At 64.0% G+C, this 16,438-nt stretch carries 13 protein-coding genes and 1 riboswitch; of the genes, 5 read left to right on the top strand and 8 right to left on the bottom strand.

Going from position 1 to position 16,438, the window contains the following annotated elements:
* Positions 1–7 precede the first annotated feature (7 nt).
* Both QRM57_RS08175 and QRM57_RS08170 read left to right on the top strand, forming a co-directional pair.
* A complete protein-coding gene (locus QRM57_RS08175) occupies positions 8–850 on the top strand; it encodes an SGNH/GDSL hydrolase family protein (protein ID WP_284986219.1) in 843 nt (280 codons plus the stop codon).
* 77 nt (positions 851–927) lie between these two features.
* Positions 928–2,034 carry a winged helix DNA-binding domain-containing protein gene (locus QRM57_RS08170; protein WP_284986218.1) on the top strand — a complete coding sequence of 369 codons (1,107 nt, stop codon included), beginning with the start codon at positions 928–930 and terminating at the stop codon, positions 2,032–2,034.
* 30 nt (positions 2,035–2,064) lie between these two features.
* Here the strand turns inward: QRM57_RS08170 and metX are convergent, their stop codons facing one another.
* Both metX and QRM57_RS08160 read right to left on the bottom strand, forming a co-directional pair.
* Complete coding sequence (metX, locus tag QRM57_RS08165; protein ID WP_284986217.1) at positions 2,065–3,192, bottom strand: homoserine O-acetyltransferase MetX; 1,128 nt, start codon at positions 3,190–3,192, stop codon at positions 2,065–2,067.
* A gap of 14 nt (positions 3,193–3,206) precedes the next feature.
* A riboswitch (SAM riboswitch) is annotated at positions 3,207–3,323 on the bottom strand.
* 173 nt (positions 3,324–3,496) lie between these two features.
* Positions 3,497–4,837, bottom strand: a complete 1,341-nt coding sequence (locus QRM57_RS08160) for a bifunctional o-acetylhomoserine/o-acetylserine sulfhydrylase (RefSeq protein ID WP_257368503.1) — start codon at positions 4,835–4,837, stop codon at positions 3,497–3,499.
* A 205-nt stretch (positions 4,838–5,042) separates the two neighbouring features.
* Here QRM57_RS08160 and QRM57_RS08155 point away from each other — a divergent pair, with 205 nt between their 5' ends.
* Positions 5,043–5,681, top strand: coding sequence for a VOC family protein (locus tag QRM57_RS08155; protein WP_211711634.1), 639 nt, complete (start codon positions 5,043–5,045; stop codon positions 5,679–5,681).
* Between the two features lie 84 nt (positions 5,682–5,765).
* Here the strand turns inward: QRM57_RS08155 and QRM57_RS08150 are convergent, their stop codons facing one another.
* Positions 5,766–6,539 carry a CPBP family intramembrane glutamic endopeptidase gene (locus QRM57_RS08150; RefSeq protein WP_284986216.1) on the bottom strand — a complete coding sequence of 258 codons (774 nt, stop codon included), beginning with the start codon at positions 6,537–6,539 and terminating at the stop codon, positions 5,766–5,768.
* Between the two features lie 86 nt (positions 6,540–6,625).
* On the opposite strand from QRM57_RS08150, the gene QRM57_RS08145 reads away from it, so the two are divergent.
* Positions 6,626–7,282, top strand: coding sequence for a histidine phosphatase family protein (locus tag QRM57_RS08145; protein ID WP_284986215.1), 657 nt, complete (start codon positions 6,626–6,628; stop codon positions 7,280–7,282).
* A gap of 9 nt (positions 7,283–7,291) precedes the next feature.
* Here the strand turns inward: QRM57_RS08145 and QRM57_RS08140 are convergent, their stop codons facing one another.
* From QRM57_RS08140 to QRM57_RS08120, 5 genes are read right to left on the bottom strand one after another with little or no spacing between them, the layout of a single operon-like run.
* Positions 7,292–8,083, bottom strand: a complete 792-nt coding sequence (locus QRM57_RS08140; RefSeq protein WP_257368507.1) for a DeoR/GlpR family DNA-binding transcription regulator — start codon at positions 8,081–8,083, stop codon at positions 7,292–7,294.
* Positions 8,084–8,107: 24 nt separating this feature from the next.
* Positions 8,108–8,962: a class II fructose-bisphosphate aldolase gene (locus QRM57_RS08135; RefSeq protein ID WP_257368508.1), complete on the bottom strand. Its 855-nt coding sequence runs from the start codon at positions 8,960–8,962 to the stop codon at positions 8,108–8,110.
* Positions 8,944–9,912, bottom strand: a complete 969-nt coding sequence (locus tag QRM57_RS08130; RefSeq protein WP_284986213.1) for a 1-phosphofructokinase family hexose kinase — start codon at positions 9,910–9,912, stop codon at positions 8,944–8,946. The genes QRM57_RS08135 and QRM57_RS08130 overlap by 19 nt, the downstream gene beginning before the upstream one ends.
* Entirely contained in the window at positions 9,909–10,844 is a 936-nt protein-coding gene (locus QRM57_RS08125) for an ROK family protein (RefSeq protein WP_284986212.1), read from the bottom strand. Before QRM57_RS08125 ends, QRM57_RS08130 begins: the two co-directional genes overlap by 4 nt.
* Positions 10,845–10,853: 9 nt before the next feature.
* Complete coding sequence (locus QRM57_RS08120) at positions 10,854–11,771, bottom strand: SIS domain-containing protein (RefSeq protein ID WP_284986211.1); 918 nt, start codon at positions 11,769–11,771, stop codon at positions 10,854–10,856.
* A 274-nt stretch (positions 11,772–12,045) separates the two neighbouring features.
* Here QRM57_RS08120 and QRM57_RS08115 point away from each other — a divergent pair, with 274 nt between their 5' ends.
* Positions 12,046–16,428, top strand: coding sequence for an endo-alpha-N-acetylgalactosaminidase family protein (locus QRM57_RS08115; protein WP_284986210.1), 4,383 nt, complete (start codon positions 12,046–12,048; stop codon positions 16,426–16,428).
* Positions 16,429–16,438 lie beyond the last annotated feature (10 nt).

Here is a 16,438-nt window from a genome sequence, read left to right as displayed (position 1 = left end):
GCAGGATATGAGCGTGAGTGACAATAATCCTTTGCTGAAGCCGGGAGTCCCGGTACAAAAACACCCCTGGAGCCGGTATGTGGCCCTGGGTGATTCCTTCACCGAGGGCATCGGCGATCCCGAGCCCCGCAACCCCGGAGGCTACCGCGGCTGGGCCGACCGTGTGGCCGAAGAGCTGGGCCGTGGGCACGACGACTTCGCCTACGCCAACCTCGCCATCAGGGGCCGTCTGCTGCAGCAGATCGTCGACGAACAAGTGGGCCCTTGCCTTGAGCTCCAGCCCGATCTCGTCTCGATCTCCGCTGGCGGCAACGACCTCATCCGGCCGGGCGGCGACCCCGACCTGCTGGCCGAAAAGCTTGACGCCGCCGTGGCTCAGCTCGGTTCAGGCGGTGCCACGGTGGTCCTCTTCAACGGCCCCGACACTGCCTCGTCTGTCTTGGGGCGCATCCGCGGAAAGGTGGCCATCTACAACGAGAACCTCCGGACAGTGGCCGCACGGCACGACGCCATCATCGCGGACATGTGGTCCCTTCGTCAGCTGTCGGATTCCCAGATGTGGGATGTGGACCGGCTGCACTTCTCCCCCTTGGGCCACCACACCATCGCCATGATGGTCCTGGACGCCCTCAACGTCGAGCACACCCTTGAGCCATTGATGCCCAAAGCCCTCCCGCCGCGGACCTGGCGCGAAGCCCGCTCTTCGGACCTCGTCTGGGCGCGTGAGTACTTTGTCCCGTGGGTCCTGCGCAGGCTTCGGCACCAGTCTTCCGGCGACGGCATAACGCCAAAGCGCCCGACGCCGGGTCCCGTCTTCGGCGCCGACGGCACCTTGCTGCCGCGCAACTAACGTGCGGCTCGCGTCCGGGGAGGACCCCAATGTCGGATGACGGTTCTCCCCTGACGGGAAAGGTCCGGCAGTTGCGAATGAGGCGCCAGCAGCTGCGTGCTCCCCACGCCGGTTCGCTGGCCGAAGCCCTCCGCAACCTGCTGGCAGTCCAGTCACAGGAATTTGCTTACGCGCGGTGGACACTCGCCCAAAGGTGCCAACCCCACGCCGGGGTTAACGCAGCCGATGTCGAGCAGGCGGTGGCGGACGGCACCGTCCTGCGCACCCACATCCTCCGTCCCACCTGGCATTTTGTTCACCGGGACGATCTCGGCTGGCTGATGGGGTTGTCCGCCGACAGGCTCCATCAGGGAAACAAAGGCATGTACCGGCAAACCGGCCTGGACCAGGAAGCCGCAGCCCGAAGCGGACACGTCCTGGCGCGTGCCGTGGAGGGCGGGGCGCACAAGACCCGGGAAGAGCTCGCCGCGATCCTCGGCGCGGCCGGTTTGCCCAGCAAGGGTTTGGCGTTCATTTACCAACTCATGCACGCGGAAATCAGCCGGATACTGGTCAGCGGCACCCCCGTCCGGTCCGCGGGTGGTGCGCTGAAACAGACATACGCCCTGTTCGACGAACGGGTCACGGGCACCGCGGATGGGCCGCTGACGGGCACGGACCGTGAACAGGCCCTCGGCCGGCTGGCCCTGCGGTACTTCGCCAGCCGTGGACCTGCCACAGTCAAGGACTGCGCGGCCTGGTCGGGCCTCACCATGAAGGACGTGAACCTGGGGCTGACCGTTGCCCGTGAGCTCTCCCCCGGAACGCTCGGGGCGGCCTCTTTCGATGGGTTGGAATTTCACCTCGCCTCCGAAGACGTCGGAGGGTTTTCCGGGCCGCCCCAAGAGACGGCACTCCCCCGCGTTGACCTCATCCAGTGCTATGACGAGTACGTGATGGGGTACTCCCAGTCCCGGCACTTTCTCGGCGGAAAGGCACCGTACTTCCCCGAGGACAACAGCCCGCTGCACGTTGTCCTGGTGGACGGGCGCCTGGCAGGGTGGTGGCGGCACGCGTTCACCAACGGCGTCTGCGAACTCGACATCAGGATGGACCGGCCCACCACGCCTGATGAAGACATCGCACTGGACGCCGAAGTGGAGCGATACGGACGCTTCCTTGGCCTCCCGACCAAAAGGGCATGAGACGTCAAGGCTAAGCTGGGAGCCACTGCTTTAGGACTGGGAAAAGAAGGCCTGGTGGAGTTGCGCGGACAGTTGACCGATTTCGGTCAGGAAGCCGTCGTGGCCAATCGGGGCTTCGATGACGTGGACCGGTACGTTCCCGGGAAGCGCGGCCGCCAATTCCCGCGATTGTGCGGGGAAGTAAAGCCTGTCACTGTCCACCGCCGCAACGAAGAACTGCGCAGTGGTCCCGGACAGTGCGTCTTGGAGTGAGCCACGCCCCCTGGTCACGTCGTGGGACATCAGGGCTTCGGTGATGGCAACGTAGCTGTTCGCGTCAAAGCGGCGGACAAGCTTGTTCCCTTGGTGGTCCAGGTAGCTCTCCACCTGGTATCGGCCCCGCTCCGCGAGGACGGCGGCAACAAGCGGCGTTTCCTGGGGCTGCGGCTGACGTCCAAACCGGTAATCCAGTTCCAGGGCCGAGCGGTAGGTGATGTGCGCAATCCGGCGTGCCAACGCCAGGCCCTCTTCGGGGGCTGGGCCGCCGTAGTAGTCGCCGTTGTTGAAGTTCGGGTCCTGCCGGATGGCAAGGGTCTGGGCCTGCGCGAACGCAATCTGCTCGGCCGTGCTGTAGGCGCCGACCGAGATCACAGCGCACCGTTCAACCCGTTCGGGAAATGTCACGGCCCATTCCAGGGCCCTGGCACCTCCCATGGATCCGCCCAGTACGGAATGCCAGGCCTTGATTCCCAAGGTGTCTGCGAGTCGCGCTTCAGCCTCCGTGCTGTCGCGCAGCGTGATCAGGGGGAACCGGGATCCCCAGGGCTGGCCGTCCGGCGCTTCGGAGGACGGGCCCGTGCTTCCATAACAGCCGCCCACGATGTTGATGGAGACCACGAAGTACTTGGTGGTATCGATGGTGGCGCCAGGTCCGACGAGTTGTTCCCACCATCCTTCCTCGTCGGTTGCTCCGCGAGCCACATGCGTGCTGCCCGTGAGCGCATGCTCGATGAGCACGGCATTGGAGGCATCCGCATTGAGCCGGCCCCACGTTTCATAGGCCAGGACAACGTCCGGAAGGAAACCACCGGCCTCGAGTTCGAGCGAACCGATGCTGGCGTACTTAACCGTGCCGTCCGCTTCTTCGGCTGTGGGTATGGCTGTTGCAGTGATGGTCATTCCTTTGACACCTATCCTCGCGCTTGCCCGTCGCCTTGCGCGCGAACGGGCCAGGTCTTCACCCGGGGCACCCCACCGCGGAGGAGGGTTGCCGGCCAGCAAGCCGGGGCTACATGCTGGCACTCGTGACCTATAGAAAGAGTGTAGGAAAAACCGGGCCACTCTGGCGAAGAATGTGACAACACTGTGACGGTTTCGGGTCACATCGTTCGCAAATGGGCGCTGTGGAGCGCCGCCCTTCGAATATTCGACGGCGCGGGGCGGCGCTGCACAGAAGGTGTTCGTTACTGGATCAGGCGGGCCACTAAGCTCCCTTGGCCGCCCTGAAGCCTGCTTCGAGGTCGGCGATGATGTCGTCCACGTGCTCGATGCCAACAGACAGGCGCACCAGGCCTGGTTTCACGCCGGCGATCTCCTGCTGCTCTGCGGTCAACTGGCTGTGCGTGGTGGAGGCCGGGTGGATGACCAGCGAACGCACATCGCCGATGTTTGCCACGTGTGAGTGAAGCTCCAGCCCGTCCACGAAGCGCTTGCCGGCTTCGACGCCGCCCTTGATGTTGAAGGCGACGATGGCGCCGGTGCCGTTGGGGCCATACTTCTTGCCGCGCTGGTACCACGGGCTGGACGGCAGACCCGCGTAGGCGACCGATTCGACGTCGTCGTGCGCTTCAAGCCATTCCGCCACTTTGGTGGCGTTGGCGACGTGGCGTTCCACGCGAAGGCTCAAGGTTTCCAGCCCCTGGGCGATCAGGAAGGCATTGAAAGGCGCGACGGCGGAGCCCAGGTCCCGGAGCAACTGGACGCGGGCCTTGAGGATGTAGGAGAGGTTTGCGCCGAGCGCCCCGTCCTTGCCGAGGTCGCGGGCATAGACCAGGCCGTTGTAGCTGGGATCGGGGGTGTTGAAGCCCGGGAACCGCTCGGGGTCCTTGCCGAAGTCGAAGTTCCCCGAATCCACGATCACGCCGGCAATTGCCGAGCCGTGTCCGCCGAGGTACTTGGTGGCGGAGTGCACCACGATGTCGGCGCCCCATTCGATGGGACGGATCAGGTAGGGAGTGGACAGGGTGTTGTCGACAATGAGCGGCACCCCGGCCTGGTGCGCGACCCCTGCGATACCTTCGATGTCCAGGACGTCCTGGCGCGGATTGGACACCACTTCGCCGAAGAAGAGTTTGGTGTTCGGCTGCACGGCGTCACGCCACTGGTCCAGGTTGTCCGGGTCTGCGACGAAGGTAACCGAAATACCGAACTTCTTCAGGGTATGCGCGAGCAGGTTGTAGGTCCCGCCGTAGAGGCTGGGGCTGGCCACAACGTGGTCACCTGCCTCGGCGATGTTCAGGATGGCGAAGGTCTCCGCCGCTTGTCCGGAGCTGAGCAGGAGCGCGCCGAGGCCCCCTTCAAGGCTGGCGATCCGCTGTTCAACGGCATCCTGGGTTGGGTTTCCGATGCGGGTGTAGATCGGCGCGAGCTCAGCCAGTGCGAAGCGGTTGGCTGCGCTTTCGGCGCTGGGGAACACGAAGGACGTGGTCTGGTAGATCGGCAGCGAACGAGCACCGGTGGCGGCGTCGGGCTCTTGACCTGCATGGATCTGGCGGGTTTCGAAAGACCATCCTTGGGACATGGAGTTCTCCTGTTCGTGGCACATGGTTTCAACGGAATTGATGGAGTGGTGTGAACTGGGGCCAGTCTAGGAACACCCTGCGGGCCTTGGACAGCTTTGTGACGCCGGTGGAATGATTCGGTCCCCCGGCGTACGTTTGTGACACTGTTGCACCCTTGTGCAATAACATCCCATGTTGGTAAGGCTTGGCTTAGCTGAGACGCCGATCACAAAGTGCCAAGATGATGCCATGCGCATGGATCACGTCTCTTACGCCTGTGAACGAGATGGCCTTTTGGCCACTACCGAACGAATTTCCGCGGCATTGGGAGTGGACGCAGTCCGGGGCGGAGTGCACCCGCGCTTCGGAACCCGGAACATGATCATTCCCCTCGCGGATAACAAGTACCTGGAAGTCGTGGAGGTCCTGGACCACCCGGCTTCCGACAAGGCCCCCTTTGGCCAGGCAGTGCGTGCCCGCTCGGCTGCCGGTGGTGGCTGGATGGGCTGGTGCGTCGCCGTTGACGACCTCGCCCCCTTCGAGGAGCGCCTCGGCCGCGCCGCCGTACCCGGTAACCGCAAGTTCCCTGACGGCCGCGAGCTGGTGTGGCAGCAGATCGGCATCCTTGGCCTGATTGCCGATCCCCAGGTCCCCTACCTCCTCAAGTGGGAGGGCGACCCCACCCTGCATCCTTCAAAGGTCTACGAAAGTGACGTGAAGATGTCCAGCCTCACCATTGCGGGCTCGGCGGAACGTGTGACCGAGTGGTTGGGCGAACCCGTTGAAAAGCCGCTGGAGGACGTAGCCGTCCAGTGGATCGCACCGCGGGGCACTCCGGGCATCATGGCTGTGACCTTCGAAACAGCCTCCGGGGCCGTTACCATCTGACCGTTCCACAAAAAGCTTCGGCCGCCATCAGCGGGTGCCAATGACGTCACCCACCGATGGCGGCCGGATATTTTTAACGGCCGCCTACCCCAGCCCCACTGCCTTCCCGAAGAGGCTGAACCCAACGAACGCCACGATGTCCAGCAACGCATGGGCGATGACCAAGGGCATCACCCGCTTGGTCTTCGTGTAGATCCAGGCGAAGACCAAGCCCATCACGACGTTGCCAATGAAGGGCCCAAAGCCCTGGTAAAGGTGGTAACTCCCCCGCAGGACTGCGCTGACCGCGATGGCCACCGGCGTGCTCCACCCGAACTTGCCGAAGCGGTCCATCAGGTAACCGACCACGATCACTTCCTCCACGATCCCGTGCCGGATCGCGGACAGGATCAGCACAGGCACCGTCCACCAGTACGCGTCCAGGCCACTTGGCACAATCGCCGTGGTGATGCCCAGTGCCCTTCCTGCCGCGTAAAGGCCCAACGAAGGAATGCCGATGGCTGCTGCCAGTCCCAGGCCGTGGAGCAGGTCCTTGCCGGGCCGGGCAAAATTGAACCCCAGCCGGGCGAACGCTGATCCGTTGTCGCCATTCCGGTTTGCCTGGACATGCGTGGACAGGAAGTAGAACACCAGAGCCACAGGCACCAAGGCAAACACGATGTCCAGCAACTGGTACGTGAGGTCGAAGTATTCGCGGGTGCTTTGGGACCTGTTCAAGGTCGAGGTCGCATCCGCCAACGGCGCCCGGGTCATCTTGTCCAGCAGCTGCACCACCGAATAGACGGCCGACTGCCCCAGGGAAAGACCAAGCACAATCAGCACTTCGGCGCGCAGCCGGCGTTGGGAGGCAAGGAACATGTACCTATCTTGCCTGCAGTTCCTGCCACTTTGCCGGGAACCGCCGCCCTATGCTTGGTGGGATGGGTGCCCCTGGGAGAATTTTCATGATTCGGCACGGCCAGTCCGCCGCGAATGCCGACACGTCCATCTACAACCGTGTGCCGGACTATCGGATCCCCCTGACGGACCAAGGTCTGCAGGAGGCACGGATCGCCGGTGAGGACCTTCGCCGGAGGCTCGACGGCGAGCAGGTCTGCGTCTACGTTTCACCGTACCTGCGGGCGTATCAGACTCTTGAAGCCATGAACCTTGGCCCGCTGGTGGAGCGGGTGGTCGAGGAGCCCCGGCTGCGGGAACAGGACTGGGCCAACTTCCAGATAGCCGGAGACATCGAGGACCAAAAGGAGCTCCGCAACCTCTACGGCCATTTCTTCTATCGCTTCCGCGAGGGCGAGTCAGGCTCGGACGTGTACGACCGCGTGTCCTCGTTCATGGAAACGCTGTACCGCCACTGGCAAAAGCCCACCTATGCACCGAACACGCTGCTCGTGACGCACGGCCTGACAATGCGCCTGTTTTGCATGCGCTGGTTCCACTGGACGGTGGAGTACTTCGAGTCGCTGAACAACCCGGAGAACGCCGAGTTACGCACGCTGATCAAGAACGACGGCGACCAGTACAGTTTGGACCTGCCGTTCACCCAGTGGGTGCCCAGGGACGTGGACGACTCTGTGCTGCACGCGCCAAGGATGCGGTTCTAGCAGCAGACCCTAGCCGGCAGGGGCAACGATGACCTCGGTGCCCTTGGCCTCAAACGCGGCTTTGTCCTCGGCGCTGATGCCCGAGTCGGTGATGAGGTGCCGGAAGTCGTAGCCGGACATGGCCGCGAAAGAGCGCCGGCCCACTTTGGAGGAGTCGGCCACGACGTAGGACTCCGTGGCCCGGCGTGCCATCACTGTGTTGACCATGGCTTCGCCTTCATCGGTGATGGTAGGGCCGAGGTCCGGATCCACGCCATTGACGCCGATGAAGGCGATGTCCAGCGCCACCTTCTGCATGATGACATCCGTGTAGGGGCCCACGAGTTCGTAGGAGCGGGGATTCAGGATCCCGCCGGTCACCATGATTTTGATATTGGGCCGGACTGCCAGTTGGGAGGCGATGTTGATGGCGTTGGTCACGACGGTCAACGTAGGCCTGTTTGACGGCGCGTTCAGGTCCTCGCGGGTGGAGAGAAGCTGGGCCAGGGCCGTGTTGGTGGTTCCACCGCTGAGGCCGATCACGGCTCCGGGGCGGATCAACGACGACGCGGCCAACGCGATTTCCTGCTTGGCTTCGGCATGATCGTCCCGGTTGTACCGCCCGGGGAGGTCGTAGGCAACGGACCCGGTGGTGGCGCCTCCCCTGGTTCGGCTGAGCAGCCGCTGCTTGGCGAGGCTGTCGAGATCCCGCCGGGCCGTTGCAGGCGACACGCCCAAACGCGTCACGATGTCCTCGACTTCCACATGGCCGGACTCGGCCAGGAGATCGAGGATGGCGGTCAGCCGATCGGTGCGGGTCATGACGAGCCTTTCGCGGGTTCCTTGCTATTTCGCTTTGGCGAACAGCGTCAGCATACGTGCGGACTCCAGCACCAGGGCATCCCGGCCGGCCTTGATGTACTTCCGGGAATCCACCACTGCAGGGTTGGCATCGAGGTACTCACGGACGGCGCGGGTAAAGAACCCGTTCAAATGTGTGGATACGTTGATTTTAGTCATACCCGCGGCGATAGCAGCTACGAGCACCTCGTCTGTGACGCCGGAGGAGCCATGGAGGACCAATGGCTTGCCTACCGCTGACTTCAACCGGGAGATCAGGTGCAGGTCCAAGGCGGCGCTGCGTTCGGTCATGGCATGGGACGAGCCGACAGCCACGGCCAGGGCATCCACACCAGTAGCTTCAACGAATGCATGGGCTTCTGCAGGGTCGGTCCGGACGCCTGGCGCGTGGGCTCCGTCCTTGCCCCCGACTTTCCCGAGCTCGGCCTCAACGTAGACGCCCTTTGCGTGGGCGTATGTGGCAACGCGCTGGGTAACTTCGACATTCCACTCATACGGAAGGTGCGCGCCGTCGTACATCACCGAACCGAAGCCAAGATCGACCGCGGCGAGCGCGAGGTCCTCGGACTCGGCATGGTCCAGGTGGAGGGCGACGGGAACGGCAGCAGAACGGGCGATTGCAAGGGCCGCTGTCGCGATGGGTTCCAGGCCGCCGTGATACTTCGCGCAGTTTTCGGAAATCTGCAGGATGAGCGGGACCCCCGCCGCCTCCGCGCCGGCGACCAGGCCCTCGGCTGTCTCGATGTGGATGATGTTGAATGCGCCTTGGCCCGTGCCGCTGGCTGCGGCTGAGTCCATCAGCTCCCGTGTGTTGACCAGGGTCACTGGGTCTCCTTCCATGTCACGATCAGTTGGTCTTGAAGTTCCTGGTAGCGCGGCGAGATTTCGCCCGCTGCGGGCATGAGAACCGCCGCGGCGGACCAGGCTGTGGCCCGGCGAAGGATTTCGCGTGGTTCAGCGACGCCTTCGGCGAGTGCGACGGCGGCCGCCGCCACACCGGCGTCGCCCGCCCCTGTGGGGTTGCCGCTGAGCGCCTCAGGCAAGCGGGCGCTCCAGTAGCCGCCCGGGGCCGCATGGTCGAAGGCGAGCATGCCGTCCGCGCCGGCGCTGACCAGCACCGTGCGGGCACCCATGGCAATCAGCGACAAGGCAGCCGCTTCAAGGCTGGACTCGCCGGTCGCCTCGGCAAGTTCGTGGTGATTCGGTTTCAGGATGTCGGCACCGGCTTTGGCGGCAGCGATGATCCCGGGACCGGAGGTGTCGATGATGGCCGGTATACCGGCGTCGTGGGCCAACCGCACCAACTCCGGGTAGAAATCAGCAGGCGCGCCCGGCGGCAGGCTGCCCGAGCCGACCAGCACCGAGGCGGGAAGGTTTCGGTTGCCACTCACGGCTTCCACCACCGCAATCCGGAGCGAGCGCCAATCGTCGGGCAGCAGCGCTTGGCCCTCCTCATTGAAGATCGAGGTTTCCCCGGCGACGGTGTCCACCAGTGCGATGCTTCGCCGCGTCTCGGCGGCAACTCCCACAAGGGTGTGCGGAACCCCGCTGGTCCAGAGTTCAGCGGCGAGGGTTTGCCCCGCCGCGCCACCGGTCGGGGCGATCGCGAGGACCGGATATCCGAGCTGGTGGGTCACGCGGGCCACGTTGATGCCTTTGCCTCCTGCCCTGCTCAAGGGGGTCGGGACGCGATGGCTGGCCCCCTCGGTGATGCCCTGCACGGTGTAGGTCATGTCGATGGCCGGGTTGGGCGTGACGGTTATGATGCGGTTCACGGTGGCGCGGTTCACTGTTTGCCTCCCAAGAGAGCCCTGGCGTTCAGGGCCGCACCCAACAGGCCGGCGTCCTGTCCCAATTGGGCTCGGATCAGTTGTGGACGTCGCTGGAAATCGAGGATGTGGTCCACACGGGCGCGGAGGGGCTCCAGCAGCTCCTCGCCCGCTTCGGCGAGCCCACCGCCGATCACGACGGCCTCGGTTCCGATGATGTTGACGCATTGGCAGATGGTGAAGGCAAGGGCGTCCACGGCGTCGGCCCAGATACGGGCCGCCAGCTGGTCGCCGTCGTTTGCGCGGAGCAGCACACCGCGTGCTCCGTTCACCCTGGTTCCCGAGGCGCGGTGGTAGCGCTTGGCGATGGCTCCGGCCGAGCCGACGGCTTCGAGGATCGTAGAACCCGCGGTCCCGGGGGAAGCATCAGGGTCCGGGACCTGGGCGTGGCCCAGCTCCCCTGCGAACCCGCCCGCTGTCACCGGCTTGCCGCCAGAGAAGACAGCGGCGGCGATGCCGGTTCCCACCACCATCACCACAACGTCGTTGAACTCCCTGGACCCACCCAGGCTGTGTTCCACGGCAGCGGCGGATCGAACATCGTGATCGAAAGCGACGGGGATGCCCAGCCGCTTCTCGGCTTCGGCAGTGAAGGGGAAGTCGCGCCAGCCAAGGTTGGCGGAGTAGACACCAACACCGGCCGCCGAGTCGACAATGCCTGGAACAATGATTCCGGCTGCCCGGGCGGGTGATCCCGGGAACTCGGCAGCCAACTCGGCAGCAAGCTCAGCGAGCCGGTCCAGCACCGCCTCGCCCGGCCGGGAGGAGTCCAGTGGCGTAGGGACCCGGCGCATGCCAAGGACTTCACCCCGCGCATCCACCAAACCAGCTTTGATGTCGGTCCCGCCAACGTCGAAGGACAGGACAGGTGATTCCGCGGCTCCGAGAACCATGCCGGTTGCCTAGGCTGATGCGTCGAGAATGACGGAGCGTGTCAGGTTGCGGGGCAGATCAGGATTGAGTCCGCGGACGCGTGCGCGTTCCAGGGTGACCTTATGTACCCGGGCCAATTCGGCCAGGGGGTGCTTGTCTGTGTGGACGTACAGGGCACCGGTTACTGCCATGTCATTGTCGAGGCCCTCGGGCTGGGCACCGAACAACCAGGTGACACGACCGGGGGCAGCGATGGAGATGGGGCCGTGGCGATACTCCATGGCGGGGTACGACTCGGTCCAGCCTTGGACTGCCTCGCGCATTTTCAAGCCGGCCTCGTGGGCCAGGCCGACTGTCCAGCCAGTGCCAAGGAAGGTGAACTGCTCCGCGTCCAACAGTTCCTGGGAGACAGGAGCGCTGACGGCGTCACGGGCGTCCTCGATGGCCCGCTGCACGTCGATCCCGAGGCTGCTGAGCAGGTAGACCAAAGCCGTGGTGGCGAACCGGGTCTGGACCACGGATCGCTCATCGGCGTATTGCAGGCCAATCACAGTGTCCGCCAGGTCAATGATCGGAGACGTTGTGTCACCAATGATCGCAACGGTGGGGACGATCCCCTTCAAATCGGCCAGGATCTCAAGTACCTCAGTGGTGGTGCCGGAGCGCGTAATGGCCACAACGGCGTCGTACTGGCGATCGGCGCTGTTGTGGTTCAGGAAAGCCTCGGAGGCAGCGAACGCATCGGTCACGCCCTTGCCGGCAGATTCGCGGGCAGCCGCGTAGCTCTGGGCCATGAACCAGGATGTTCCACAGCCGATGACGGCGATGCGCTGGCCGTCGGCGGGGAGCTGTTGCTCCGATCCCGCCTGTTCAACGGCCCGCTGCCAAACGTCGGGCTGGGAAACCAGCTCTTCCTCCATGAAGGCGCCCAGTGTGTTCTCGCTCATCGTGTTCCCGTTCCCACTCAAGTTAATGACGTTTTCTGATCTATAGAAACACTAAACGATCATTTTCGATCTCACAAGGATCATCCGTGGGAGAAGACTGCTCATGAACCGCGCATTGGTGCGACCCGTGCCGGTCATGGGGAATCATGTGTCTTCGTGTGCATTTTAGTTAACTGCTTGTTAACTCTTGTCAACTTCTGTCCGATGCAGCAGTCTTGGTTGAGTCCGCAAGAACATGACTGTTAATAGCTTGGAAAAATCAAGAAGGAGCATCATGCCCCGCTTGTCATCCCCCGGACGGCTCGCCTCGCTCAGCTTGGCGTGCGTCGTCGCCTCATCATCGCTGGGCCTCATGGCCCTCCCACCCGCAGCGGCCTCCGCCGCCACCCAACCCTCCGAAACCATCAGCGCGTCCGACACCGCCACCATCACCTCCGGACAACTCCGGGTGGACGTGGCCACCACCTTTCCGCAAGTCCTTGGCTACACCGACACAGCCACCAAGGCCCGCCTGGACGGAACCACCGCACGGCTTGCCACCATCACCATCAACGGCACGGAGTACAGCGTCAGCGGCACATCGACTGTCTCGGGCAAAGATGCAAGGGACTACGTCCTCACCGTGCCCGGGTTCGGCAATACCGTGATCAAAGCCCGGCTGTCCGTGAAGAAGAACGTGGTCTCGTTCAACGTCACGGAGATCAAGGACACGGCGGAGCACCAAGTAAAAACACTGCAACTCCCCCGGCTGAACCTGGTGGCCGTCAGCTCCACGCAGCCAGGCGCCCAGGTGTCCACGGCAAACCTCTCCGTGGACCGGAGCGTCACCGGCGATGAGTTCACACCCATCACCGCCTCGACCCCTCTTGATACTGCAGCCAAGAGCTCCGCATATGCGCTGGCCAACACCGCATCCTTGGGCGCCGCCGTTGAATCCAACGCCCTCTACGACACATCGTCCGGGCCGGGCGCCAAAGACCGCGGACGCTTTTGGCGCCAGGCAGTGAGCGACGGCGCCGGCGGGGTTTCCATGGGCTTGGCGAGTGGCCAATGGCTCTACCGGGCCGAAGGCTCCGACAGTACCGAGGAACTGCCGTGGACCCGGGTGGCGATCACAGCCGACGCCAACGCGGACGGTGGCGTGGACTGGCAGGACGCGGCCATCGCCATGAGATCCATCCAAGTCAGTCCCAACAAAGGCGAACAGACCCCGGACAACGTGATCACCCACATCCCCTTCAACTTCGCCTCCCAGGCAACCCACCCGTTCCTCCGCACCCTTGACGACGTCAAACGCATCTCCCTGGCAACAGACGGCCTGGGGCAGGTGGCGATGCTCAAGGGCTACACCAGCGAGGGCCACGACTCGGCCAACACGGACTACGGCAACAACTTCAACACCCGGGCCGGTGGGCTTGAGGACCTCAACAAGCTGGTCAAGGAAGGCAAGGACTGGAACGCCAGCTTCGGTGTCCACATCAATGCCACGGAAATCTACCCCGAAGCTAAATCCTTCAGCGAAGACCTCCTGAGGGCGGACAAGGGCCTCGGCTGGAACTGGCTGGACCAGTCCTACTACATCAACCAGCGCCAGGACATCAACTCCGGCAAGCTCGCCCAACGCATCAAAGAACTGCGCGACGCCACCGACAAAAACCTGGACTTCGTCTACGTGGACGTCTACTACGAGTTCGGTTGGCTCGCCGAACGGCTGCAGCAGGAACTCGTCAAGAATGGCTTCCGGGTGGGCTCCGAATGGGCGGACCACCTGTCCAGGAACAACACGTGGTCGCACTGGGCCAACGACGAGAAATACGGCGGCTCCACCAACAAGGGCATCAATTCCCAAATCCTGCGCTTCATCAACAACACCCAATCAGACGTGTGGAACCCGGACCCCAAGCTCGGTGTGAGCCACATTGTGGAGTTCGAAGGGTGGACCGGGCAGAACGACTTCAATGCGTTCAGCGAGAACGTGTGGACGGCCAACCTGCCGGCCAAATTCCTGCAGCATCACCAGATCACCAAGTGGACGCCCGACCGCATCGATCTTGCCGATGGCGTGGCCGTGACTGGAAACACCGCTGCCGAGCGCACCATCACCGTTGGCGGCGCATCGGTCCTCCAGGGTGGAACGTACCTTCTGCCGTGGGCTTCCAAGGAGGACGGCAAGGCAGACAAGCTTTACCACTACAACCCCGCAGGCGGAGCCAGCACGTGGACCCTGACCAAGGAGTTCGCCAAGTCCCGCACGCTTGAGCTGTTCAAACTGACCGACAACGGCCGCGTCAAGGTTGCCGATGTCCCGGTGGTCAACGGCCAGGTCAGCGTCACGGCCGATGCCAAGCAGCCCTACGTCCTCACCGCCAAGGACAACGCACTTCCCAAGAAGGCGGACTTTGGTGAAGGCACATCCTTCAACGACCCCGGTTTCAACGGCGCAGACCTCTCCCCGTGGAATCCCACCGGCACCGTCACGCAGGTCCGCGACGACAAGGGCCGCCGCTTCGCCGCATTGGGGGCAACGCCGTCGTCGATCAGCCAGGAAGTGAAGCTGGACGCCGGAACCCAGTCCGTGAGCGCCTGGGTGGAAATTGAACCCGGCAAAACCCGCCCCACGACGCTCTCAGTCACTGTTGGAGGGACAACGGAAAAGACCACCATCGATTCCTCCAACGCCGAGAACTTCGTGGCCGGCGACGAGAAACACGGGACCTCGTTCCAGCGCATCCGCGTGCTGGTGGACGTTCCCCACAACAACACCAAAGCCACCGTCAGCATCATGGCGGCCGACGGCGATGCAACAGTCCGCGTCGACGACTTCCGGGCGGTGAAGACCACCCGGGTGACCACAACAGGCGTGCTCAGCGAGGACTTCGAAAACGTAGACCAAGGCTGGGGACCGTTCGTGAAGGGCGACGCCGGCGGCTCCACGGACCCGCGAACCCACATCACCGAGCGCCACGAACCCTTCACCCAAAAGGGCTGGAACACCAACGTGATCGACGAAGTACTGGGCGGAAACTGGTCACTGATCGCCCATGACGAAAACCTTGGCCCGGACGGTGGACCGGGCCTGGTGTACCGCACCACCGAGGCAACCATGCCGTTCCAGGCCGGCCACAAGTACAAGGTGTCGTTCGATTACCAGAACTCCAAGGCCGGGCAGTACGCCTGGGTTTCGGGCTACGACTCGCAAGCCGGCCCGGCAGTGACGGGCAGCCAGGCGATCGGCGCCGCCACGTCCACCACCCGGTTCGAGCAGACCCTGGACACCGGCTTCTGCGGGGACTACTTCGTCGGTTTGCAGCGAACGGGCAGCTCCAACGGTTCGGACTTCAGCCTGGACAACCTCCTGGTGGAAGACCTCGGAGCCTCCGAATCGGTCCCGGCCTGCGCGCAACTCTCAGCGGCCCTTCAAGGCGACGTGATCCAGCAGGGCAAGGCCCAGGACTTCGTCACCACCTTCACCTCGGATGAACCGGCCCCCATCAACGGGCTGGATATCTCCCTTGCGCTGCCCGACGGGTGGACGGCAACCCCGGCCACTCCCGCCACGGCTGCAACCCTGCCCGCCGGAGGTACGTTGACCACCACGTGGAAGATCACCGCACCGGCTTCGGCGGACGGCGACTACCCCATCACCGCGAGCGCCAAGTATTCAACCACCACAGAGCCAGCAGGGACCCGTGCCCTCAGCACCACCACCACGGTGCGGACTTTACCTAAACCTCCCCAGGCCACGGTGTACGCCAGCGACCATCCTTGGGTCAGCGCCACCAACGGTTGGGGACCCGTGGAGAAGGACCAGTCCAACGGCGGGACCGGGGCCGGCGACGGGACGCCGCTCACCCTGAACGGCACCGTTTATGCCAAGGGCCTCGGTGCCCACGCCAACGGTAACGTCCGGTACTACCTTGGCGGCTACTGCACTGCCTTCACCGCGATCGTGGGCATCGATGATGCGCAAGCGACGCGGGGCAGCGTGAAGTTCTCCGTGGTGGCTGACGGCACCACCAAGGTCACTACCCCGGTGCTGGGAGCCACAAGTGCTCCCCTGCCGCTCACCGTGGACGTCACCGGCGCCCAGTACGTGGAACTGGTGGCCAACGACGCCGGTGATTCCAACGGCAACGACCACGCGGACTGGGCAGATGCAAAGTTCACGTGTTCCTCCACCGCACAGGAGCCCCCGGCACCCGTGTTGTCGGGCACCGTGTTCGCCTCCGACCTGCCATGGACCGGCAGCACCAACGGTTGGGGACCTGCGGAACGGAACCGGGCGAATGGTGAGCAGAACGCTGGCGACGGGCCAGCGCTGCGGCTCGACGGCGTCGTGTACTCCAAGGGAATCGGCGTCCATGCCGATTCGAAGATCAGCATCGCCACGGAAGCCAAGTGCAACGCTTTCACCGCCGTGGTGGGAGTCGACGACACCAAGCTGAACAAGGGCCTGCACGGCTCAGTGGTGTTCATCGTGAAGGGCGACGGGCGGGAGCTTCTGCGCACCCCCGTCCTCAGCGCCGACTCGACAGCACTGCCCCTGAACGTGGACATCACAGGTGTTCGCACTATCGAGTTGATCGCCGACAAGAACGGCGACGACGCAGGCGATGACTGGGGCGACTGGGCCGACGCCAAGTTCAGCTGCGCATAGGCCCAACGCG

It is taken from the genome of Arthrobacter sp. fls2-241-R2A-172 (assembly GCF_030208885.1).
Classification (GTDB): Bacteria; Actinomycetota; Actinomycetes; order Actinomycetales; family Micrococcaceae; genus Arthrobacter.
The sequence above is the reverse complement of the archived record's forward strand: the minus strand, read 5'-3'. Positions and strand labels throughout refer to the sequence as shown.